Consider the following 21,267-nt stretch of genomic DNA (forward strand, 5'->3'; position numbering starts at 1 on the left):
AGACAAAACGGCCGCAGTAATAGGATTTCCATGATAGACGAAAATGCTGTCATGGATTTTTTACTTTTTAGGAATTAGTAAAATCGCGATAAGTTTATAACTTTGTGGATGAATTTATCTGCGTCTAGCTTCAGCGCCTACCCCCTCGAGGTGTCGGGGGTGAGCAAGGCGCTTGCGCTTTGTTCTTGAATGGGGGAGTGTAAATGCTGATTGGACATATAAGAGAGATTGTCCGCTATCCGGTGAAAAGCTTTCATGGGGAAAGCGTGAATAAAACGAATGTAATGAATTATGGACTGTATGGGGATCGCAGTCATGCCTATCTGGATAAGTCCAGGCCAGGCAAATACTTGACGATTACTCAGTTTCCGGAAATGGTGCGGTATAAAGCTGAGTTTAGAGGTGAGGAGGATTTAAATAAATTCCCACCTGTTAGAATTACAGCCCCGGACGGAAAACAGGTCCCCTGGGATGATGGACAACTGATTAAAGAAATAGAAGAACATTCTTTTGCAGAAATTACTCCTGTGCAATATCGTCCTATACATGTTCCAGAAGGAGCAATAGAAGAAGAAAATATTTTAGTAGTGACGGATGCATCCCTGAAAAAAATGAAAGAGCTTTGGGGAAAAGAGAAGCTGGACTTCCAGCGGTTTCGTCCGAATCTGGTGCTTTCCCTGGTAAAAGATGAACCTTTTATGGAGGATCAGTGGTTTGAAAAGACGATGAAAATTGGCAATGTGGAGCTGAAAGTGAAGCGGCATTGCGAACGGTGCATGATTATTACAGTCGATCCTGAAAGCGGGGAAAGGGACCCAAGCCTTCATAAAAAGGTGATCAGTGAAAGGAATAATCACTTCGGAGTTTATGCCGCCGTCCTGAAAACAGGTGAGATCGCAGCAGGGGATAAGGTTTACCTTTTTGAGTGAGAACATGTAAACTAGAAGCAAATGTTTCCGGGAGTGAAAAGATGTTTCAGGCTATTATTTTATTTATATTGGCCGGTTTAGCCGAAATTGGCGGAGGGTATTTGATCTGGCAATGGATACGCGAAGGAAAGCCTCTTTCATGGGGAATCGCGGGTGGATTGATTCTTGCATTATACGGTATTATTGCCGCATTCCAGGCCTTCCCGTCTTTTGGAAGGGTGTATGCTGCATATGGAGGTGTGTTTATCGTTCTGTCCATTTTATGGGGATGGGGCATCGATAAAAAGGCACCTGACTTTTATGATTGGCTTGGCGCCGGGATATGTCTTATAGGGGCGTCTGTAATTCTGTTTGCACCTCGACATTAAGATTGGCCCAGTTGATGAACTGGGCTATTTCTTATGCACTATGACTTAAACCCTTTCCTTTTTTCTGCATCCCTGCAGCAAAAATGAGGACGACAATGGTTGCAGATATTAAGGTTCCATGGAAAACCCAGACCATTTTAGCCAGCGATAAAACTTCCAGTACAAGAGGCGCGGCAACAAATCCGAGGGCAAAGCCCAATGATTTTAAAAGCATGCCGACTCCAAAAATTCTACCTCTGATGTGGTTGTCTGTCTTTTGCAGGATGGTGGCATGCAGAGTCGTGAAGCACGCATCGAAAATACCGGTTAAAAAGGCAAACGGCAGAATGACCGCTAGGCCAGTATTGGACAGGAAGGTGATAAATCCTGCGGACATTAGCATGGCTGCTGTAAAGCAGGCAAAATAAAGGCGGTTCCCCTGGAGGCTTTTTAATCTTGGCAGAATGATGGTGGCGAGGACCGACCCGATTCCCCATACACCCCAGATTAGCCCATAATAAAAGCTTTGTTTGCTGCTGTCGATCTCTTCTGCCAGCAGCGGTATCCCTAAATTATGCGAAGCTCCTGCAAATGCCCCGATAAGGAAGACGATATTGACAAGCAGCAGCATTGGTTTAAGCAGGATAAATGAATAAACTTCCTTCAAATCCCGTCCAATGCCGGCGAGCTTTTCTTTAAAGCCGCTGCTGATTCCCTCCTTCAAGGCTGACTCAGAGGTTTGCCACTTCATTCTTACCAAAACAAGTGCCGAAATGACGTAGGTTGCGGCATCAAGGATTAAAGTGACCTCATAGCCAAGGTAATCAGTGATGACTCCAGCACCGATAAAGCCAAATACCAGACTGACAGATGTTAATCTAGATATTAATGCATTTGTCTCCAGCACTTTATCCTGCCCAAAAATCTGCGGAATTTCGGCGCTGTAGCTTACCGCAAAAAAGCTGGAGGTCAAACCAATAAAGAAGCAGACAATGAGAATCATGATGGGATTCGGAAACGGAATTAAGCATAGAATGATAACGGCCCGGAAAACATCCGTCCAAATCATAATTTTCCGCCTGTCATACCGGTCGGCGAGAACCCCTGAGAAAAGGCTGGATAAGACGCCGCCGATTGTCCTGAAGGCCATTGTGGCAGCAAGCCAGGCAGAGCTTCCGGTGGCAACATACATGAGTACATTAATGGCAATCAAGTCCATGAAGGTACCCAGATCAGAAAAGGCTTTTACATACAGAAAAATTTTGCGGTTCATGTGTGTCTCCCTGGTTTTCAAAAATGGTTTCTGTTTTATTTTAAAGATTTTGAATTTAATTCGCAATACGAAATTTCAGAATAATGCTACAAAGGATTTGAAAAAACTCTGTAGAATTAGTAAGAATGCAAGAATTCAAGTGATGAAGGAAGGGGACTGTCGATGGCTGCTCCAGTTATAAAAACAGACAGATTAATTCTAAGAAAAATGAGAAGAACTGATTTGCCCCATCTGATGGAAATCTTTTCTGACCCGGAGGCCATGAGGTTTTATCGCTCCACAAAAACAATAGAGCAGGCTGAAGATTGGATCAGCTGGACGCTGCGTAATTATCGGACTTATGGTGTTGGCCTTTGGATTGTGGAGGAGAAAGCTTCAGGCAGGTTTTTGGGGCAGTGCGGGATTACTCCGCAGGATACAGGCGGGGTTACGGAAATGGAGATCGGCTACTTGTTTGCCAGGCGTGAATGGGGAAAAGGCTATGCCACGGAAGCGGCACTAGCCTGTAAAGAGTATGGGTTCACCAGCTTAAACTACAGTAAGCTGGTTTCCATTATCAATGTCCATAATCTTGCATCAATCCGTGTTGCAGAGAAGGCAGGCATGAAAAAGGAAAAGACATTACATAGAGCGGGAAATAAGATGTATGTATACTCGATTTCCAAAGGTTAAAAGATGTTTTTATAATGTTCATTAAACACCTTGAAAAGTCTTTCATCTCCACCTCGGTCAGGATGGAGGGCTTTCAATAGTTTTTTGAATTCTTTTCGGACTAATTGCAGATCTTCATCAGGCTTCAGGTCCAAAAGCTTTGCCGGCTTAATTTCTTCATCGGCAATCAGTTTTTGTGCCTGAATCATTTTCTTCAATGATTTCACTTTTGATTCCTCTATTTGGACCCTGGTATTCAGGATCTCGATTTGCCCTTTCAGGTCTTTAACTTGAAGCAGGACTCCTTCAAGCTTTTGGCGATACAGCACTTCTTTTTCCCGGATGATGAAATCAGCGAGATCCTTCATCTTTATGGAGTAGCTGACTTGCCTCCTCGCGCTGCGTTCCGCTGTTATTTTTCCTTCATTGATCCATCGCTCAACGTCATCACTATTCGCCTTTATTCCAGATTTTTGCAATTGCGCTACAGCATCAGTAATGTTCATTTTTCTTGCTCGCTCTCTATAAAATCTATTCAGCAGTCAAAATAATCATATCACTGATCACTTTCAGAAAAATGACAGGAGAATGACATAGTATTAAAGTTTATTTACATGAGTGTTTCTGCTAAATGAAAAGGAATCACCCGTGAATAGGTGATTCCTTTGCTGCACTCTACTTTATGGGGCGCTCAAGCGTAAGGATTTCATCCTCCATTGAAGCATATTGCTGTTCCACCACATGCTTTACATCAGCGATTGCTGCATTGTAGAAATGCGGCGCCAAAGACTCCTTAACAAAATCCAGTACTCTTTCTGCAGCGAACTCAGATAGATCCTCATCTCTCTCCTCGGAAAAGTAAATCTGGATATCCTCTATCATCTTTTGCTGCTGCTCTTTTGTTATTTTAATAAACACAGCATGTCTTCCTTTCGGGTTGGGATACATGATACTATACACGGAAATTTCATAAAATGGGAGGGTGGGATTTTGGCGGTTATGCCTCATCCCCGTAGACATCAAATAAAGAGCTGTAGTAATCTTTTACATGAGTGTTCCTATTTGCCCTCTTTTTCGGATAGAGGGAAATAGGAATAGATGACAGGGCAAGAATAGAGCTGCATAATAAAACCAGATAAAATATTCCTGATAGAATGAACATGAAGGAAACCTCCTTTAGTTGTTAAAAAAAGCTTAATGTATGAAACGCATTTCATAGCAAGAAAAAACGTGAAAAAAACAGGTGGGTTTATGGCAAATATTAAAGATATCGCTAAAAGGGCAGGAGTGTCGGTTACAACTGTTTCGAGGGTGCTCAATAATCATCCCTATGTGAGGGAGGATAAGCGGGAAGCGGTCCTGCAGGCGATGGAGGAATTCAATTATCAGCGGAATATCAATGCTGTTCATTTGAGCAAAGGGGAAACCCTTCTGATTGGAGTGGTTGTTCCTTTTACCAATAATCCTTATTTTGGTCTGCTGGTAGAAGGGATTGCCAATGAAGCCATGAAAAACAACTATAAACTGGTTCTTTTTCAGACCAATTACGAGGAAGAAAGGGAAATTGAAGCTCTGAAAATGCTGCAGCATAAGCAAATTGATTCCTTAATCATTTGTTCAAGAATCTGCGGCTGGGAGGTCATTAACCAGTTTACCGAGTATGGTCCCATTGTCCTCTGTGAAGATGCAAGGAATCAGAATGTGTCCTCAACTTTTATCGATCATTATATGACGTTCACTAATGCTTTAGAGTATTTACATAATAAAGGGCATCAGAAAATCGGGTATTGCATTGGAAGAAAATCCGGCGCTAACAGCAGGCAGCGCGGAAAAGCCTACTCAGATTTTGTAAGGCGGATTGGAGAGTCGTATAATGAAGAAAATATTTTTTATGAGTGTCTGAATTTTGAGCATGGCGAAGAAGTGGTTCAGCGGTTATTGAACTTAGATCATCCTCCGACAGCACTGCTGGTAACAAGTGATTTTGCTGCTGCCGGAATCGTCACATCCTGCAGGGAAAAAGGGATTCGAATCCCTGAGGATCTAGCGATTATGGGATTTGATAACCAGCCGATCGCCAAAATCATGCACATCACCACACTTGAAATCCCGCTTGTTCAAATGGGGAAAAAGCTGATGCTTCAAGCGATTGATAGGGAAAGCCGTACTCATGAAGAGATAACGGTGAACCTGATTGAGCGTCAAACTGTTTAGGATGACGGGCGCTGGTGTTGGGCGGAGAACCAGGAGCGGCTTCGGACAGAGAAAGCAGAAGTCACGGTGTTTGAGTCAGAACCTGGCCCAACTTCGGACACAGAAAGCAAAAATCACCGTGTTTGAGTCAGAACCGAGCCCAACTTCGGACACAGAAAGCCGAAATCCCGGTGTTTGAGTCAGAACCCAGCCCAGCTTCGGACACAGAAAGCAGAAAACACGGTGATTGAGTCAGAACCTGCCCCAACTTCGGACACAAAAAACAGAAATCCCGGTGTTTGAGTCAGAACCCGACTCAACTTCGGACACAAAAAACAGAAAGCGCAGTGTTTGAGTCAGAACCGAGCCTCGACTATACAGCTAAAGAAAGCCACGACAGAATATTTTTTCCTACCCCGCAAATACTAACAAAAAAATATGGGGCTGATGTTATATGGGGTTCGTACTTTTGGTTTTTCTGGCCTGGCTGGTGCTTTTGCTGTTTACTTCGATGAATAAGAAACTGACGTTTATTGAAAATACCTTTGTTTATCTGTCGGCGATGGTCATTCATATTAATTATACGTGGATTGTTTATGAAGAACTGAATATGGCGGATATTTCCCAGCAGATCTTAGATAATTCCGGCTTTTTAATACATAGGAGCATAACGCTTCCAATCACATTAGCGATCACATTAAATTTAGTAAGGACAGCTCCTTCGCTGGGTTCAAAGTTAATTAAAGTGGCGGTTTCCGTTGCTTTCCTTGTTTCCGCTGTGATGATTGCCAGGTATTTTGGAATTGTGGATTATAAAAAATGGAATATTGGCTATGAAATCATCTATTTATTCCTCCTGCATTTAGTGGTTCAATTTTTACTGAATTATTTTGGACAGCTTAAAACAAGAGGGGTGAATGAAGCATGAAATTGTGGAAGGAATTTGGCAACAACGAGCTTTATCTTTTGCTTATGATTGCTGCTGCCTACCTTGTTTACTTTCTCCTTATCAGAAGGCCGGACAGGCTCGTGAAGCAGATCAGAGTGCTGAGTTTGCTTTGGGGCATTGCTATCGGGATCCTTTATGATTTTACAATAGGCGGAGGCAGAACCGATTTTTATAAGATTAATGATCTAAATAATTATGAAGTGACAGATATTTTTTACTATATCTTATTTGCACCATTTGGCTACTTCTTTTTTTACCTCTATGAAAAACTGAACATCAGCAAAAAAACGTTCATTATTTATGTATTGGTATGGGCATTATTTGGTGTTTTTTTTCAATGGGTTTTAACGGCGGCAGATATTATTACCCTGCAAAAAGGGTATAAGCTCATTCATTCTTTCCCAATCTTTTTGCTGACTCAGACACTGACAGGTGTTTATATTCAGGTGCTCAAATCAAAGGAATCACTTACAGCAGCTAAATAGGCCGCAATGTTTTCATGAAACCTTTTCCTGCTTCCGGGCGTATGACTTTTTAAAAGAAACGGAAAGGAGAATGAATATGAAAGCAGAAATATGTCCAAAGTGCGGATCAAATGAGCTGGGGAAAGGAAAGCATTCAGGTTATGGGGGAATGTTTCCTGTGGATAAGATGAGTCTCGGTTCTGATATTGAATACGTTATTTGCACCAGCTGCGGTTTTATCATTGAAGGGTATGTGAAAAAGCCTGAGAAGTTTAAAAATAGAATGTAGGAGCATCATGAAAAAATTTAAGTTAAAGAATCATTTTAAAGGATTAAAAAAGGGTACGCACTTTTACTTGATTGCGGAATCTGAATTTATTGGCATTAAAGAATATGTACTGCGGACAAAAGATTTATCGTATCGGATCTCCATTAATGAGGCCGAGCTGAAGAGGAATTTTATTTTCATACCCAAAGAGTAAAAAAGAATGCTCAGAGCATGCCGCCCGGAGCATTCTTAAACATTTTGTCACCAAATATCCCCGCGTTCTTTCTTCAGAGCCTTCATTTTTTCAACCCATTCGTCTACTCTCTGTTTAATTTCAGCACTTTCCGTTTCAGCTGTATTCCGGTTTTTTTCATGAAGTTTCATATACAGATCCTTCATTTGGCCGCTGCGTTCATAGCCCCATTCACGGAGTTCGGATCGCTGCTCATCCGTGATCCAGCCGTTATCTCCCATAATGGTGACGGCATCCAGGATTCGATGTGCTTCACGCCTGCCGACTGTAAATAATTGGCGGGGATAAACTTCACCGATTTTATACTCATCTATCATCTCCCATGGGCTGGGTGCCATTGTAAAAGCCCATGCGAGATCGCCGGCAGACGGAAGCCACTCATATTGAATGGTGTCTTTCAGATCGTCGGGATTGTCTGCTTTAAAGTACTCCCCGTTGCCGGCTTCGGCTACTGCTTTTAATTGATCTTCAGCCTTGCCGTCTACATCAAACCCAATGATATTTACAGTATTGCTGCTGTTGTTTTTCACAAGGTTCTTGCTGGCCTGGACGGGGTCGCCGTCACATGTTTCGGCTCCGTCACTGACAATGTAGATCGTGGTGGATCCGTCATAGCCGCTGCTCATTTCTGCTGCTTTTTGAATGGCTCCGGCAAGGGGCGTCCAACCTTTGCTTTCAAATGAATCAACAGCTTCGTGAAATTCCTTCTTGGAGTATTTGCTCATCGGATAAACTTCCTCCACACCAGAGCAGGAAATTTCTTTATCCGCGTCTGCCTCTGAGCCTTTATGACCGTATACCACAAGCGATACATCACTGCTTTGGCCAATCGTCTGGGCGAAACTCTTCACTGCACTTTTGGCAATATCCATTTTCACCTTACCGTCTGCCTGCTGCAGCATGCTTGAACTGGCATCCAGAAGAATAATCGCCTGTTCTGCTGCCTTTTTTTCTTCTTCTGCCTGTACTGACTTGGTGGGATCCGGCAGGTAAGGTTCTTCAAAATTCGGCTGGTAGGCATTGGACTTTTCAATGATGTCTTTATAATGTGGACTCGCCAGCAGGGAAATTAGCCCTTTTTTAATAGAGTCTGTATCTTTGGCTTCCTTCGTCAGTTCTTCCAGTTTGGGAGTCATCTCCCGTAATAGTTCAGGATCCGTTACCGGTGAAACATCAATGGGTTCAATGTTTTTTTCGTATGTAAGGTCATCCATTAATGTTCCAGGCGGCAAATTTAACAGGGTTTCTTCAGAGACCTCTAAACTAATATTCTTGGACTCTGCTAAAATGCTTTCCTGCTTTTCTTCTTTCTTTTGCTCTTCTTTAACAGGTGAATCAGCAGCTGTTTTCTCTTTGTCATTACTGCAGGCGGAAAGAATCAATCCGGCAGACAGCAGCCATAGACCATATCGTTTCACACAAATTCTCCTCTTTGTTTATTGTTTACTAATTATAGAGTGTAACATGGATAAAGCTGTAATTTCCAGAAGATAGGATTTTTTTCAGCTATTTGGTATAGTTGAAGATAGTTATCATGCAGAGGAGGCAGTCCCTTGGAAAAAGCATTTCCGATTCTTGAAACAGAAAGATTAATTTTAAGAGAAGCAACCGAAGAAGATGCAAAAGATATGTTTGTATACCTGTCAGATCAGCTGGTTGTGAAGCATATGGGAATCTCAGCCTGTGAAACGCCCGAAGAGGTGCTTGGAGAAATAGAATGGTATAAATCCATTTATAAAAATGGCACAGGCATTCGCTGGGGCATCACCTTAAAGGATTCAGGGAAGGTCATAGGGAGCTGCGGTTTCCTGAATAGGAATCCGAAACATCACCGAAGTGAAGTCGGATATGAACTAAGCAGGGAGCAGTGGGGAAAAGGTATAGCGAATGAAGCCCTTGAGAGGGTGTTGAAATTCGGATTTGAAGACCTTGGGCTTGAAAGGATAGAAGCCTTGATCGAGCCAAAAAACCTCTCATCGCAGAAGCTGGTTGAAAGGCAAGGCTTTACGCGAGAAGGACTGCTTAGGCATTATGAATATACCAATGGGAAATTTGATGATTTGTATATGTACTCCATTTTAAAAGGGGATTTATGAATACTCCCGCGCCTTAATTTACTAATGTAAATTTGAAGTGGGGGTACTCCAGACGGTGTTGATAGATCGATACATACCAGGAGGATATTTTCATGAACTACAATGGCCGTACCTTTGTTTCTGTGCAAAATACTGCTAATGGTGAAGTCTCATCAAAGACCTTTTTTCATTATAAACAGGAAGGGAATATCATTTCTGCTGTTTATGGCGGGGGAGAAATCATTCAGGGGACGCTGATTGGTATTGCCAATGAAGACGGATGTTTGGAATTCAGATATAACCATGTGAATAACAAAAATCAGCTGCGCGGCGGAAAATGCCTCTCCACTCCTGAAATATTGGCGGACGGCCGCATCAGGCTGCATGAAAAATGGCAATGGCAGGAAGATGAAGGAACTGAAGGACAGTCGATTATCGAGGAAGTAAAAGATTAAGGGTGCCAGCCGGAGGGGATTATCCCTCCGCATGCAACTTTAAGCTCTGCCGGCTTCTTTTTGTTTTTTCTTTCGTTAAGGTGAAGAAGAAAACGATGAGAAGGGGTTTTCTTCTTCCATGCGAATCACTGAGCGGTCCGACAATAACCTGTCCAGCCGCAAGTCCAATCAAACAGGCGGTCAGGCTCATCTGAACAAGTGAAGCACGGGCACCGAAATCATCAGCGATATCTGGAAAGCCCGGCAAATACATATCAATATTGAATGGCCCCAATATGCCAAGCATGATGAGAAGGAAAGCCAGCGCAAGCCGCTCTTTTCCAGTCGGATTGTGAATCATGTTAAACACCTTACTTTCTATGAAACTGCTATCTTTTACATAAATATCGCTAGTATACGCGAGGAAAAAGGGGATGTCCAGCTGGGAATGCTGTAAATAAAAAAATCCATGGCCATCTAGCCACAGATCCTTTCATTAGCAATTGCAGATCATCAATACATTGCCATCCGGGTCCTGAAAATTGAAATAAGCAAAATCTCCAATACGTTCAATTTCTCTCACAATCGTGGTACCCTGATTTTTAACAAAAGCGTAGGCCTCATCGATATCCTGGGCAAAGAAATTAAATAAAACGTGACCGGAAGGAGTCCATTTGAAGGATGGATCAAAGGTGTGGTCATCCAGTGTAAGTCCTGTTTGAGAGGTGACCGGAATGTTGTATACCGGCGATTCCACATCATCCGTATTAAAAGGCAGTCCAAGCAGGCTGCTATACCATTCAGCCGACTTTTTCAGGTCCTTGACATGAATAAACACATTGTTCACTTTACCTGCGATCGGGGAAGCAATTGAATTCATATACTCACCGCTTTCATTGTGATTATTTTACATATTCTGCACATACGGGAAAATCCCTTTACCCCTTTTAGAATAATTTGTGAATAGGATGAAATTAAAATATATGTCGAATTATACCCCCATAACATACAGATTCTTATTCGTATTCTATGAATATAGTTAATAACTAGTCATGAGGAGAATATTATGAAATCACCAGCTAAGGGAGCCCTTGTCATGGTAATAGCGGGGGCTATAACTTTTTCTGCTGCCAATGGCATTTTGAAAGCAACGGAACTTTTTTCAGCGGAAAATTCATCTGTTTTAACAGGTATTCAAAAGAAATCTGAAGCATACATACAACTTGACAAAAAGGCTGAATCAAAAACAGTGGCTGTAAAAAATAAGCTGAAACAAAAAACGGAGGAAAATACTCTTGTTTCTGCAGAATCCCCAAAAAAGGGAGAGAGCAATAAGGCAATTCCTGCTGTGCAAACGGATACCGAATTATCGAGCCGGAAACCTGCAGCAAAACCAGTGGTTAAAACGGAATCTGTACCGTCCAAAGAGCCTTCAGTTCCGGAGCCTGCTTCTGCGCCTTCAGGAAATAAGACAACAAGTGAACCCGTAAAACCTGTAACCAGCCCAAAAGATTCCCAGACACCAGCATCAGGCACGGGAGGGAATAGTACAGCAAGTCCTGCTGAAAAAGTTCTCAACCATGGACAGCAGGTTTCTCAGGCTGCTAAAGAAAAAGCTGAGAGCAGAAGGGCGGACAAAGGAAATGAAAATAAAGAAAGCAATGGGAAGAATTCATAGACTTCCTGGATCATGAAAGAATCAAAAGGCCTCTCCCGTTATTGGGAAAGGCCTTTTAGTTTAAAGCGGATGATCTTGTGTCACACTGCCTTTGCGTTTTAGTTTATTCCAGCCGACAGTTACTCCTTTAATGGCGGAGAAAATCGATTTTACCACCACATAGGTCATCAGCTGTTTATATAAAATTCGCTGTAAAAACAATGAGGCAAGTGGTTTAGGGCTTTCTTTCTCCAGCCTGAACGCATATAAGGAGGTAAAGAAATCCATCAGGTAAAATAGAACAAATCCAATGGCTGCTTTTTCAGGCTTTGTGCTGAAAAGGGCTAAGATAAACAACAGATCGGCAATGGGTGAAATCGTCTGATAAACATATTGAAAGATCCACATGTTTGGAAGGGCTACATATCCCAATGACTGATGTTTCCTGTTAAATAATGCCTCCCTATGTTTCCAAAGACATTGAAGAGTCCCATATACCCAACGGTAGCGCTGCTTTGCCAGGCTTTTAATATCTTCCGGAACTTCAGTAAAAGCATAGGCCTTTTCTTCGAATTCAATTTTCTTTCCATTGCGCAATAGGGCAAGCGTGATATCCGTATCCTCTGCAAGTGTATCCTCGCTAAAGTATCCTGCTTCTTCAACCGCAGATTTTTTCCATGCACCGATTGCACCTGGTACTACAGTAATACAGTTGAGAGCGGCGAAGGCTCTTCTTTCGAGGTTAAAGCCTGTCACATATTCAATATGCTGCCAGTTCGTAAGGAGATTCCCTTTATTTCCAACCTTGACATTACCTGACACAGCAGCCACCTGTTCATCTTTAAAATGGCTGACAAGCAGTGAAATAGCATTTTCAGCGATAAGCGTATCGGCATCTAAAGCAACCACAATTTCCCCCTTAGATTCCTTGAATCCAAGGTTTACAGCTGAAGATTTTCCGCCATTGGCTTTTTTAATTAATCTGATGCGGGGATTGTCTGCAAAAGCTTCCTCAACGGCACGGGCCGTCTGATCCTTTGAGCCATCATCAATAACCAGTATTTCAAAAGCAGAATAGTCACTCGTTAAAATAGAATTTATAGTTTTGCAGATGACCTTTTCTTCATTATAAGCAGCAATGACCACACTGACATATGGAGTAAATTCAGAGTCAACCTTTGTCTCTTTATACCTCTTTACCTGTTTCCTGGACAGGAATACAAGAAAAATAAGACGCGAAATTCCTAAAAGGATGGCTGAATAAAACAAAAAGCTGATGCTGGTGTTCCAATTTTTAAGGATTTTAAAAACGGCATTATCATATACAGAATAAGGGTTTTCCTTATCAGCAAAAGGCATGATCTCACTGTCACTTTTCCCAATTAAGCCGGCAGCAGTTGAAAATGTATAGCCGCGGCTTTTAAGTGTTTCAATAATAATCGGAAGGGCCTCAACTGTTTTGGAGCGGTCACCCCCGGCATCATGAAGCAAAATGACATTCCCTTCTGACAGCTGATCCAATGTTTGATTTACAAGATCATCAGCTGTGGCTCCCTGCCAATCTCCAGAGTCAATGGATTGGCCGACCATGGTATAGCCAAGGTTCTGGGCTTCCATTATAGGAAGCTGCTCATTCCTTGTGGCCAGTTCCGTATCTGCAATGTATGGAGGCCGGAAAAGAGTCATGGAACGGCCGGTTATGCCTTGAATTAAGCGTTGTGTTGCATTCAATTCCATCCTCAAACGGGAAGGTGTAATGGATGTAATATCTGGATGTGTAAAGGTATGGTTTCCAATTTCATGCCCCTCATCATAAATTCTTTTAACAAGCTGAGGATGCATGAGCGCATTTTCTCCTACGACAAAAAAAGTGCCTTTCACCTGGTACCTGTTCAATATATCAAGTATTTCCGGAGTGTAGTCTGGATCAGGACCGTCATCAAACGTGAGGACGACTTCTTTTTTACTTGAATTTCCATGGCGGATTACTTCAAAAGGCTTCGGATATTTGACATAGGATTCCTTTTTGATCATTCCATTGGAATCCATTTCTATTGTCCTTATTCCTTTTTCTGTTTCTGAAGCGATTTTCAATACCTCTCCGCTGCCAGTATGAAGGGCTGATAAGTGACTATTAAAGGTAGTAAGGACTTGAGATGGTTTTTTTGCTTTATTAGTCTTGCTAAGAAAACTCCAGATCGAAGGATCCTCAGAACCGAGCCGCCATATGGCAATCCCGGCAGAACCGCTATTTAGGGCAAGGTTCATCTGGTTATAAAAAGTGGCAGCATCCAAAAACCAGACAGTATGATCTTTTCCATTCTGTTTATATCGTAAGTAGGGGTTTCCAGATTCCATACTCCAATTGGTGTGGAGGTTTGATTCCCTGCCCATCTTCATGATATTCCCAAAAGTCATTTCTGCCGCAGGTTCACTTGAATTTTCTTCCCAATTGTAGCAGTATGTCCCCAGCCCTGCAACCAATTTTTCGGAGGGAATATCAGCTTGATTCAGGTTCTCCTTTACCCAATCTGTTGAAGCGACAGGACCTGGTTTGCTCATGGCATAATGCTGGTCATAGAGCATCACAATGACGCGGTCAGCGTATTTAGTCAAAGAAGCATAATCATAGCTTTCATCGTTCGGCGGAACATCCAATGTCACCAGTAAATCTACCTTATGAAAGGCTTTGTAGACCTTACTCATGAATTGCGTAAAATGTTCCCTGTCAGAAGGTTTAATCGCTTCGAAGTCAATATTAATCCCATCGAAATTATTTGATACCACATAAAAAATCATATCTTCAATAAAGCGGTCTTCAGCCCCTGGAACAGTAAATAACCTGTGCAGAACATCTGAATCCCATTTGCCGTCTATAAAATTATTGACTAATGGCAAAACCTTGATTTGATTTTCTTTCGCTTCTTTTACAATGGATGGGTCACTTGAAGACTTGACCTTTAGGTCTGGTGTAACCTGCATCCATTCAGGAACCAAGGTAGTTATTGACTTTTTATTTTTCATGAAGGATACTTTACTATTTTCGTCCCAATTGACATAGAATCCATACACTTCTTGATTTTGATTTTCTGGAATTTTGGCATCAAAGTTTGTTTCAAGATCCAGAGATGCCGAATCCTTTTCATGGAAGGGTGTGTCAATCGGCTCTATCTGAGGGCTTGAAGTGTGCTGCTCCAGAGTCAATGCAGGAACCATGGGAGCCGTATTTAAGCTCTCAATAAAAAATGCTGATATTACTGCAATTAATAGAACGAAGCCTGCAGTCATTCGTTTGATTAGAGACCAGCGCCGTTTAGCCGGATCAAGAAATATAGATTCCTGTTTTCCAACATTCGTTTTCAGCCCCAGATTATAAAACCAGTGGAAGAAAAAATAGCAGACTAGTCCAACAATCCCTCCTAAAATACCTGAAACAACTGAATCGGAAGATAATATTCCGCTTTTAAGGTTTGAAATCAGCCAGAAATCGTCTAATGGGCCAAAATCCATGTAAGGCAGCTTATGTATGTATGGAATAAAAACAGTTATCAGAGAGCCCAGGAACAAGGCAATAATATTAAGGCGCAGAATCAGTGAACAAGCAAACAATAATGGAATTCTATAACTATCCAAAGGTAAAAATGCCAGAAAGAAGCCCAGAGTACTGGCAATTGCTCCTGCGGTACCAGACACAGGGGCAAACAGGGATCTGACAATCCACCTGAAAAAACGATCCACATTTATTCCTCCCAAGATGTAATGTTAATTATGTAAGGAGGGGACGCCTGTAACTCCCAACCCTTCATTCAAAATGACCATCAACAAAAATTTAGGCTTTCATTCCTGGATTTTGGGGGTAGGTAAAAATTTTGCGCTGATTTTTTAATGGTAAAACAGGTTAATCATAAAAGAAGCATATTGTAAAGCTGTCCGGCAGTATGATGAAGTAATAGCTATTTGTCAGATCGCCGGAAGGAGAATCGGAATGGCCTATTATCGGGATCCGCAGTTATCAGCAGAAGAAATGCTTTCTATCATCAGAAACGGACTCGGCATTTCACAGGTTCAGAAGAAAATTATTGTTGTTGGAGCAGGTATGTCCGGACTGGTGGCTGCTTCACTGCTGAAGGAAGCCGGTCATGATGTAACGGTTTTAGAAGCTACACAACGGGTTGGCGGAAGGATATTTACGATGAGAGAGCCGTTCATGGACGATTTGTACCTGGATGTGGGCGCCATGCGAATTCCTCATATTCATCCATTAGTTCTTGAATATATTAAAAAATTCCGTTTAAAAGTAAATGAATTCAAAAACACAACACCCCAGGACCTGATCTTTGCCAATGGAATAAAAACGAATCGAACTGCCTATAAGAAGAATCCGGATATGCTGGGCTACCCGGTTGCTCCGCATGAAAAAGGAAAGACCGCGGAAGAACTGCTCATGATGGCAATAAAGCCAGTTGCAGATTTTATTAGGCAAAACCCTGCTCAAAATTGGAATATCGTAGTTAGAGAGTTTGACAGATATCCTATGAGTTTCTTTCTAAGGTACAACCCGGTGGGCGCCAGTCTGTCTCCCGGTGCCCTTGAAAGCATTAAAGTTCTGCTGGGTCTGGAAGGGTTTCCGGAGCTGAGCTTTCCGGCCATTCTGCGGGAGCTGCTTCCTTTATTCAGTCCGGACATTCATTTTTATGAAATAGAGGGAGGCAATGATAAGCTTCCAAATGCTTTTTTGCCTCAGTTAAAAGAAAATCTTTATTTCGGCTATCAGATGACAAAAATAGAACAGGATCAACAGCAGGTTACCATTCATGCCAGACATACCTTAAGCCAAAGGCCTTTGGCAGTAATGGGTGACCTGGCCATTATCACGATTCCTTTTTCTTTGCTCTCCTTCGTTGAAGTCGTTCCCCGGCATTCATTTTCGCATAATAAATGGAAAGCCATTCGGGAACTTCATTATGTTTCATCAACAAAAATCGGACTTCAGTTCAAGCATCGATTCTGGGAACGGGAAGGGCTGCATGGAGGGAAGCTCATGACAGATCTGCCCATTCGCTTCGCTGCCTACCCGAGCCATCTGATCGGATCTTCAGGTTCGGGGGTTATTATGGCAAGCTATACCTGGGAAGATGATACGTTATCCTGGGATAACCTTAAGGAAGGGGATCGGATCCGGAATGCCCTCGACAATTTGGCTGTTGTTCATGGCAATCAGGTCTACGAGCATTTCTTAACAGGAGCTTCCCATAGCTGGTCCCAGTACCCTTTTTCCGGCGGTGCCTTCTCCATGTTCAAGCCGAGCCAGGAAACAGAGCTGTACCCGTCTATTCCTGTTCCAGAGGGAAGAGTTCATTTCGCCGGGGAACATACTTCCACAGCCCCGGGCTGGATAGAAGGAGCGATTCAATCAGGCATAAGGGCTGCAAGGGAAGTGACCGATTTGCCCAGAGGCTATTATAAGTGGTTATAAAGGCTAAAATGCGACAGAGATGTCTGATTTTGACGTTAAAATGTGCCATTGGATAGGCACTTTTTAACGATTTTCCAACAAATTGTACAAGACATCTGTAAACGCTTTCATTTATAATTAAAGTATCAGATAGGAAAGGGGGATGCGTTCAGGTGGAACTTTTAATGGAGCAATGTGAACATGGCCAGCAGGAAGGACCTTGTGAAGAGTGTGCCCCCAATATAGAAGGGGAAGAGACTTTCGATACCTCTGATTATGACTATCATAAGAGACTGTGGTTTTAAAGAAAGACGCTTGGGAAGAAATTTCCCAAGCGCTTTTTTTATAGTTTCTTTCTTCTCATCCACTGTGTGGCAGCCCATTTGTCGCCAATGACAACAGGTGCACCGCCATGAAGAGTCAAATCGTTTAAGTTTTGGTCATCGTAAAAATATTCGAAGTACACGGCCATGCCTTTTTGTGGTGAAACGGAAAGGTTAAGCTTTGGGAAATACGTTTCCCCGCCCTGTTCAACATCATTCAGGTACATGACAAGCGTGCTGATTCTCGGGTTGCCTGCTGCTCTGCTGGTCGAAGAGAAGAAATCAAAGTGTGCTTTATATTCCTGGCCAATTTTATAATTAAGAATCTGCAGCCCTTCACCATGCTCAACTGGAATGTTCATGATTTGGGATACTCTTTTCTCGATTCTGGCGACGAGTTCATTTTCCCCTTCCTCGAAAAACGTGCTGCTGCTTGTTCTGAGTTCATCCACTTCAAGGGAGTTGGCAACTTTTGAACGCTGCATGCGATCTTTTGACTGTTGAATCAGCTGGTCACATTCTTCATCGCTCAAAACATTTCCCAGTACCACAATTAATGGTTCTGCGAATTTAGCGATTATTTGAATTTCCCGATCTTCTGTAATAATTTTATTTCCAGCATGATCAAAAATCGTTTGTTCTTTAATAGATGCATCCATTGCCATGTACATCAACCTCATTTATTTAGTTTTCTGAAAATTCAATATATTTTTGCGCTGCTTGACGTATTTCTAATTGTGTTTTTTAACCAGTTGTTCAGCTGGCTGAATTTATTTTACACTTTGATATGAAGGAATTCTATCTTTTTTTTCTGGGAAACTATAAAAAATTAAAAGCAAGCGTCCGCATTTTATGGATTTGGGGGAATATATTTCAATACATAAGCCAGACTGAACAAAAGGAGATGGATGGTGTATAGAAACAGAGTTCGATACTATTTAGGCCAGAGTCGAAACGGCACTTTTTCCGCATTTAAAAATGGACTGATTATCATACTCGGGGCAACACTTGTGGCTGTATCCCTGCAATTATTCCTTGTGAAAAATTATGTCATTGACGGCGGCATTGTCGGATTGAGCATCCTCCTTTCACATGTTTTTCATGTAGATGTAGGTGCCTTGATCCTGCTGTTGAATCTACCGTTTTTAGCGGCAGGCTTTTTCTTTTTAGGAGGAAGATTTTTGGTGTTAAGCCTGTTTGCCAGTTCCGTGCTGGCAGGGGAGACATACATATTGGCTCCTTTTGAGGAAGTGACTAACCATCCCTTGCTGATCATTATCCTGGGAGGACTTTTGCTCGGAACGGGAGTGGGGCTCATTATCCGTTTCGGGGCCTGCCTGGACGGAACAGAAGTTTTGGCGATTTTATTCAGCGAGCGCTTGCCGTTCACCATCGGGCAATGCATTTTGATTATGAATACCCTGCTCTTTGGAAGTTCGGTTTTTTTATTCGGAATCACCGAAGCGGCATACTCCCTTGCCACATTTTTGGTTGCTTATAAAACCATAGATACCATTATAATGAAGACTTAAACATTTTCGGATAATTTGAGGGTCCAAGTGCATCCTAAGCTATAAAAAGCTGAAGGGGATAGTAAAGTGAATCCATACGAAATAACCGGCATGATTGTGGATGATGAATTTGATGGGGAAGAATATGTGACGGCGGAATTTCGCCATGAACACAATACTTACAGCATCACATTTAAGAAAGCAGATCTTGAGGTGATTAATGCCTGGGTATTTACTGATGGCTCGTCGCTTCCAGCAAATTTGTCTGAAGAGATGGTAGGGCTCATTCGCGATGATGTGAAAAATAGAATAGGACTAAAATAGAGGACGTAAAGTGAACCTCTATTTTTTTTGCATAATAATAGCCATCTCTCAAACAATACTTGTACATACAATTGTATTGGCAGGGAGGGTATTCTATGAGTTATAGCGAGTACTGGGAACGGATTTATATACATAGTGAAAAGATGAATTCGCTCATTACTTCATATTGGAGGGATTTTTCAGGCCTTTCGACATGGCAGTTTTGGGTCGTTCTGGCATTGTCGGTGCTGCCGCTGATTGTCGCATATATTGTGGTGGACCGCAGCCGGATTTTTGAAATTTTCTTTTTTGGGTATACCGTGCATATGATTTGGACCTACACCGACAGCTTTTTAGAGAGATATAGTTATTTTGTTCACACTTATTTCTTACTGCCCATGTTTCCCTATGCGCTGAACATGACAGCATCTGCTTTACCGGTTGGTTTCCTGCTGATTTATCAATACTGCACCAACCACAGGAAAAGCTTTCTGTTTTACACGATTTTAGGAGCAGCGGTATTTGCCTTTGGATTTGCCACTCTTGAAGAATGGGCCGGTATTGTGCATTTTAATAAGGGAATGAATCAGTTCTATATCTTTCTAATCGATATCGCGATTGCTTATGCAGCCTACTTTTTGACGATGTTTGTTAAAAGAATGGTTGAGAATGTTAAAAGGTGAGTAGGCCCGGAGCTGCCGGTTTGCACCTGGCAAGGAGGTTCTGACACAGAATGTGAGGAGAGCCCGTGTTGAGTCTGAAGAGGGGCAGGGTTCGGACACAGAATGCGTGGAAAGCGTGTGTTGAGTCGGAAGAAGGGCTAGGTTCTGACACAAAATGCGTGAAAAGCTCAGATTGAGTCGGAAGATGGGGTGGATTCGGACACAAAATGCGTGAAAAGTCCAAGTTGAGTCTGAAGAGGGGCTAGGTTCGGACAAAGAATGCGAGGAAGGTTTGGGTTGAGTCGGAATAAAGGCTGGGTTCAGCCACTGTATGAGAAAAGGCGGAAATCACTCTGAATCAGAACTCAACTAATATAATTCTGAATAGGATGGGTATAGCCCAAAATAGTCCCTTCACGAAGCAATGCCTTGCTTAAAAACTGTATGCCTAAATGAGCGTCCACAGGTACAGATAGCGTGTTTCCCCTTAACCTTATCAAAGGAAAGGAGAACCGCTTCACTGTTTGTTTAATAAGGCTTAATGAATTTTTTATGATTCAAAATGTATGGATTAAGCCCCTTTTTGCTGCAGACTAATGACATCCTCTTCTTTTTCTTTCATTGATAGGAATAGTACTCCTGCAATAATGAAAACTCCCCCAAGCAATTGATAGTTTCCGAAGGTTTCTTTTAGCCACAAGAAGGATATCAAAGCTGCTACAAGAGGCTCGATACTGGATAAAAGACTGGTTTCTGTTGGTGACAAATACTTCAAGCTCCCTATATATAACATGAATGAGAGGGTGCTGATCATAATGATGCCAACTAACATGGATAATGTACCACTAGTAAGGGCTCCTGCCATGCTGGCAAAGCTGAATGATGGCATCAGTAAATATAGGAAGAATCCGCCGAGAAGCATACCCCACCCGATGATTGTCATCGTTCCCCAGGTCTTAATGAGAGAAACAGGCTGCAATGTGTAAAAGGCAAATCCGAGAGCTGTTAGAAACCCGATTAATAAAGCTTTATTCGATAAGAGAATTTGATCCAGGGATCCATTTGTAATGAGCAGAAAGATTCCTGATAGTGCAGTGACAATGGCAAGCAAATGGATTCTGGCTGGCCATCTTCTGGACTCAATGGCCACATATATCGTAATCAGTACCGGACCAGCAAATTGAAACAGGGTTGCTGTAACGGCATTGCTCACCTGAATGGTTTCAATGAAGGCATACTGCCCTCCAAGCATCCCCAAAACAGCAAAAAGAAGAAGCTGTATCCAGTGGCGTGGATATTTCCATATCGCAAATACATTTACTTTCCGGCATGATAGGAAAATGAGCGTGAAAATACCTGCCGTAATCAATCTAATCACTAAATAATCGCTTGATGATAAGCGGGTTTCCTGAAAAAACCACTGCAGCATTGGACCTGATAATCCCCATAATGATGCTCCGCTTATGATCATAGCCAATCCCAGTCTGCGTGAATTGCTCATGTTGTGTGTCTCCTTACTG

The 21,267-nt window shown here is 42.3% G+C and carries 25 protein-coding genes and 1 pseudogene; 16 read left to right on the forward strand and 10 right to left on the reverse strand.

The window, feature by feature from the left end; genetic code table 11:
* Positions 1-203 precede the first annotated feature (203 nt).
* Both LLY41_RS10150 and LLY41_RS10155 read left to right on the forward strand, forming a co-directional pair.
* Positions 204-929: an MOSC domain-containing protein gene (locus LLY41_RS10150; RefSeq protein ID WP_304587823.1), complete on the forward strand. Its 726-nt coding sequence runs from the start codon at positions 204-206 to the stop codon at positions 927-929.
* Positions 930-970: 41 nt separating this feature from the next.
* Positions 971-1,297 (forward strand): YnfA family protein, encoded by a 327-nt coding sequence (locus LLY41_RS10155; RefSeq protein ID WP_095245249.1) that lies wholly within the window; start codon positions 971-973, stop codon positions 1,295-1,297.
* Positions 1,298-1,328: 31 nt separating this feature from the next.
* Here the strand turns inward: LLY41_RS10155 and LLY41_RS10160 are convergent, their stop codons facing one another.
* Positions 1,329-2,549: an MFS transporter gene (locus LLY41_RS10160; RefSeq protein WP_304587825.1), complete on the reverse strand. Its 1,221-nt coding sequence runs from the start codon at positions 2,547-2,549 to the stop codon at positions 1,329-1,331.
* Between the two features lie 162 nt (positions 2,550-2,711).
* Here LLY41_RS10160 and LLY41_RS10165 point away from each other — a divergent pair, with 162 nt between their 5' ends.
* Positions 2,712-3,221 (forward strand): GNAT family N-acetyltransferase, encoded by a 510-nt coding sequence (locus LLY41_RS10165; protein ID WP_076263523.1) that lies wholly within the window; start codon positions 2,712-2,714, stop codon positions 3,219-3,221.
* On the opposite strand, the gene LLY41_RS10170 is transcribed toward LLY41_RS10165, so the two are convergent.
* The 3 genes from LLY41_RS10170 to LLY41_RS10180 all read right to left on the reverse strand — a co-directional run bounded on the left by LLY41_RS10170 (position 3,218) and on the right by LLY41_RS10180 (position 4,362).
* Positions 3,218-3,706 carry a J domain-containing protein gene (locus tag LLY41_RS10170; protein ID WP_304587827.1) on the reverse strand — a complete coding sequence of 163 codons (489 nt, stop codon included), beginning with the start codon at positions 3,704-3,706 and terminating at the stop codon, positions 3,218-3,220. The genes LLY41_RS10165 and LLY41_RS10170 overlap by 4 nt on opposite strands.
* A 169-nt stretch (positions 3,707-3,875) precedes the next feature.
* Complete coding sequence (locus tag LLY41_RS10175; protein WP_095245245.1) at positions 3,876-4,118, reverse strand: DUF2164 domain-containing protein; 243 nt, start codon at positions 4,116-4,118, stop codon at positions 3,876-3,878.
* Between the two features lie 79 nt (positions 4,119-4,197).
* Positions 4,198-4,362 (reverse strand): hypothetical protein, encoded by a 165-nt coding sequence (locus LLY41_RS10180; RefSeq protein WP_179289061.1) that lies wholly within the window; start codon positions 4,360-4,362, stop codon positions 4,198-4,200.
* Positions 4,363-4,451: 89 nt separating this feature from the next.
* Here LLY41_RS10180 and LLY41_RS10185 point away from each other — a divergent pair, with 89 nt between their 5' ends.
* The 5 genes from LLY41_RS10185 (at position 4,452) to LLY41_RS10205 (ending at position 7,288) form a co-directional block, all read left to right on the forward strand.
* Complete coding sequence (locus tag LLY41_RS10185) at positions 4,452-5,414, forward strand: LacI family DNA-binding transcriptional regulator (protein ID WP_304587829.1); 963 nt, start codon at positions 4,452-4,454, stop codon at positions 5,412-5,414.
* Positions 5,415-5,847: 433 nt separating this feature from the next.
* Complete coding sequence (locus LLY41_RS10190; protein ID WP_095245241.1) at positions 5,848-6,321, forward strand: hypothetical protein; 474 nt, start codon at positions 5,848-5,850, stop codon at positions 6,319-6,321.
* Complete coding sequence (locus tag LLY41_RS10195; RefSeq protein ID WP_095245240.1) at positions 6,318-6,827, forward strand: hypothetical protein; 510 nt, start codon at positions 6,318-6,320, stop codon at positions 6,825-6,827. The genes LLY41_RS10190 and LLY41_RS10195 overlap by 4 nt, the downstream gene beginning before the upstream one ends.
* A 76-nt stretch (positions 6,828-6,903) precedes the next feature.
* Complete coding sequence (locus tag LLY41_RS10200) at positions 6,904-7,095, forward strand: transcription initiation factor TFIIIB (RefSeq protein ID WP_370460293.1); 192 nt, start codon at positions 6,904-6,906, stop codon at positions 7,093-7,095.
* A 7-nt stretch (positions 7,096-7,102) separates the two neighbouring features.
* Complete coding sequence (locus LLY41_RS10205) at positions 7,103-7,288, forward strand: hypothetical protein (protein ID WP_048011843.1); 186 nt, start codon at positions 7,103-7,105, stop codon at positions 7,286-7,288.
* A 47-nt stretch (positions 7,289-7,335) separates the two neighbouring features.
* Here the strand turns inward: LLY41_RS10205 and LLY41_RS10210 are convergent, their stop codons facing one another.
* Positions 7,336-8,745, reverse strand: a complete 1,410-nt coding sequence (locus LLY41_RS10210; protein ID WP_304587832.1) for a vWA domain-containing protein — start codon at positions 8,743-8,745, stop codon at positions 7,336-7,338.
* Between the two features lie 135 nt (positions 8,746-8,880).
* Between LLY41_RS10210 and LLY41_RS10215 the strand changes: the two genes are divergently transcribed.
* A complete protein-coding gene (locus LLY41_RS10215; RefSeq protein ID WP_095245237.1) occupies positions 8,881-9,423 on the forward strand; it encodes a GNAT family N-acetyltransferase in 543 nt (180 codons plus the stop codon).
* 92 nt (positions 9,424-9,515) lie between these two features.
* Complete coding sequence (locus LLY41_RS10220) at positions 9,516-9,857, forward strand: avidin-fold protein (RefSeq protein ID WP_304587835.1); 342 nt, start codon at positions 9,516-9,518, stop codon at positions 9,855-9,857.
* 76 nt (positions 9,858-9,933) lie between these two features.
* Here the strand turns inward: LLY41_RS10220 and LLY41_RS10225 are convergent.
* Together LLY41_RS10225 and LLY41_RS10230 are read right to left on the reverse strand one after the other, a co-directional pair.
* A pseudogene (locus LLY41_RS10225) lies at positions 9,934-10,197 on the reverse strand (MFS transporter); the annotation flags it as partial.
* 135 nt (positions 10,198-10,332) lie between these two features.
* The gene (locus LLY41_RS10230) at positions 10,333-10,716 is read right to left on the reverse strand and encodes a VOC family protein (RefSeq protein ID WP_095245235.1); all 384 of its coding nucleotides are present in this window, start codon (positions 10,714-10,716) and stop codon (positions 10,333-10,335) included.
* Positions 10,717-10,902: 186 nt separating this feature from the next.
* Here LLY41_RS10230 and LLY41_RS10235 point away from each other — a divergent pair, with 186 nt between their 5' ends.
* The gene (locus LLY41_RS10235; RefSeq protein WP_304587838.1) at positions 10,903-11,514 is read left to right on the forward strand and encodes a hypothetical protein; all 612 of its coding nucleotides are present in this window, start codon (positions 10,903-10,905) and stop codon (positions 11,512-11,514) included.
* Positions 11,515-11,574: 60 nt separating this feature from the next.
* On the opposite strand, the gene LLY41_RS10240 is transcribed toward LLY41_RS10235, so the two are convergent.
* Positions 11,575-15,231 carry a polysaccharide deacetylase family protein gene (locus tag LLY41_RS10240; protein ID WP_304587840.1) on the reverse strand — a complete coding sequence of 1,219 codons (3,657 nt, stop codon included), beginning with the start codon at positions 15,229-15,231 and terminating at the stop codon, positions 11,575-11,577.
* A gap of 247 nt (positions 15,232-15,478) precedes the next feature.
* On the opposite strand from LLY41_RS10240, the gene LLY41_RS10245 reads away from it, so the two are divergent.
* Both LLY41_RS10245 and LLY41_RS10250 read left to right on the forward strand, forming a co-directional pair.
* Positions 15,479-16,969 (forward strand): flavin monoamine oxidase family protein, encoded by a 1,491-nt coding sequence (locus LLY41_RS10245; RefSeq protein WP_095245232.1) that lies wholly within the window; start codon positions 15,479-15,481, stop codon positions 16,967-16,969.
* 152 nt (positions 16,970-17,121) lie between these two features.
* Complete coding sequence (locus tag LLY41_RS10250) at positions 17,122-17,253, forward strand: hypothetical protein (RefSeq protein WP_286148787.1); 132 nt, start codon at positions 17,122-17,124, stop codon at positions 17,251-17,253.
* A gap of 38 nt (positions 17,254-17,291) precedes the next feature.
* Here the strand turns inward: LLY41_RS10250 and LLY41_RS10255 are convergent, their stop codons facing one another.
* Complete coding sequence (locus LLY41_RS10255) at positions 17,292-17,936, reverse strand: 2OG-Fe(II) oxygenase (RefSeq protein WP_304587844.1); 645 nt, start codon at positions 17,934-17,936, stop codon at positions 17,292-17,294.
* Between the two features lie 243 nt (positions 17,937-18,179).
* Here LLY41_RS10255 and LLY41_RS10260 point away from each other — a divergent pair, with 243 nt between their 5' ends.
* The 3 genes from LLY41_RS10260 to LLY41_RS10270 all read left to right on the forward strand — a co-directional run bounded on the left by LLY41_RS10260 (position 18,180) and on the right by LLY41_RS10270 (position 19,768).
* Positions 18,180-18,803 (forward strand): YitT family protein, encoded by a 624-nt coding sequence (locus LLY41_RS10260; RefSeq protein WP_304587846.1) that lies wholly within the window; start codon positions 18,180-18,182, stop codon positions 18,801-18,803.
* A 66-nt stretch (positions 18,804-18,869) separates the two neighbouring features.
* Positions 18,870-19,106: a hypothetical protein gene (locus LLY41_RS10265; RefSeq protein WP_304587847.1), complete on the forward strand. Its 237-nt coding sequence runs from the start codon at positions 18,870-18,872 to the stop codon at positions 19,104-19,106.
* A 95-nt stretch (positions 19,107-19,201) separates the two neighbouring features.
* The gene (locus LLY41_RS10270; protein WP_095245228.1) at positions 19,202-19,768 is read left to right on the forward strand and encodes a hypothetical protein; all 567 of its coding nucleotides are present in this window, start codon (positions 19,202-19,204) and stop codon (positions 19,766-19,768) included.
* 550 nt (positions 19,769-20,318) lie between these two features.
* Here LLY41_RS10270 and LLY41_RS10275 read toward each other — a convergent pair.
* Positions 20,319-21,248, reverse strand: a complete 930-nt coding sequence (locus tag LLY41_RS10275) for a DMT family transporter (protein ID WP_304587849.1) — start codon at positions 21,246-21,248, stop codon at positions 20,319-20,321.
* Between the last annotated feature and the right edge of the window lie 19 nt (positions 21,249-21,267).

Origin of the sequence: Cytobacillus firmus (genome assembly GCF_023612095.1) — a bacterium.
Taxonomy (GTDB): domain Bacteria; phylum Bacillota; class Bacilli; order Bacillales; family Cytobacillaceae; genus Cytobacillus.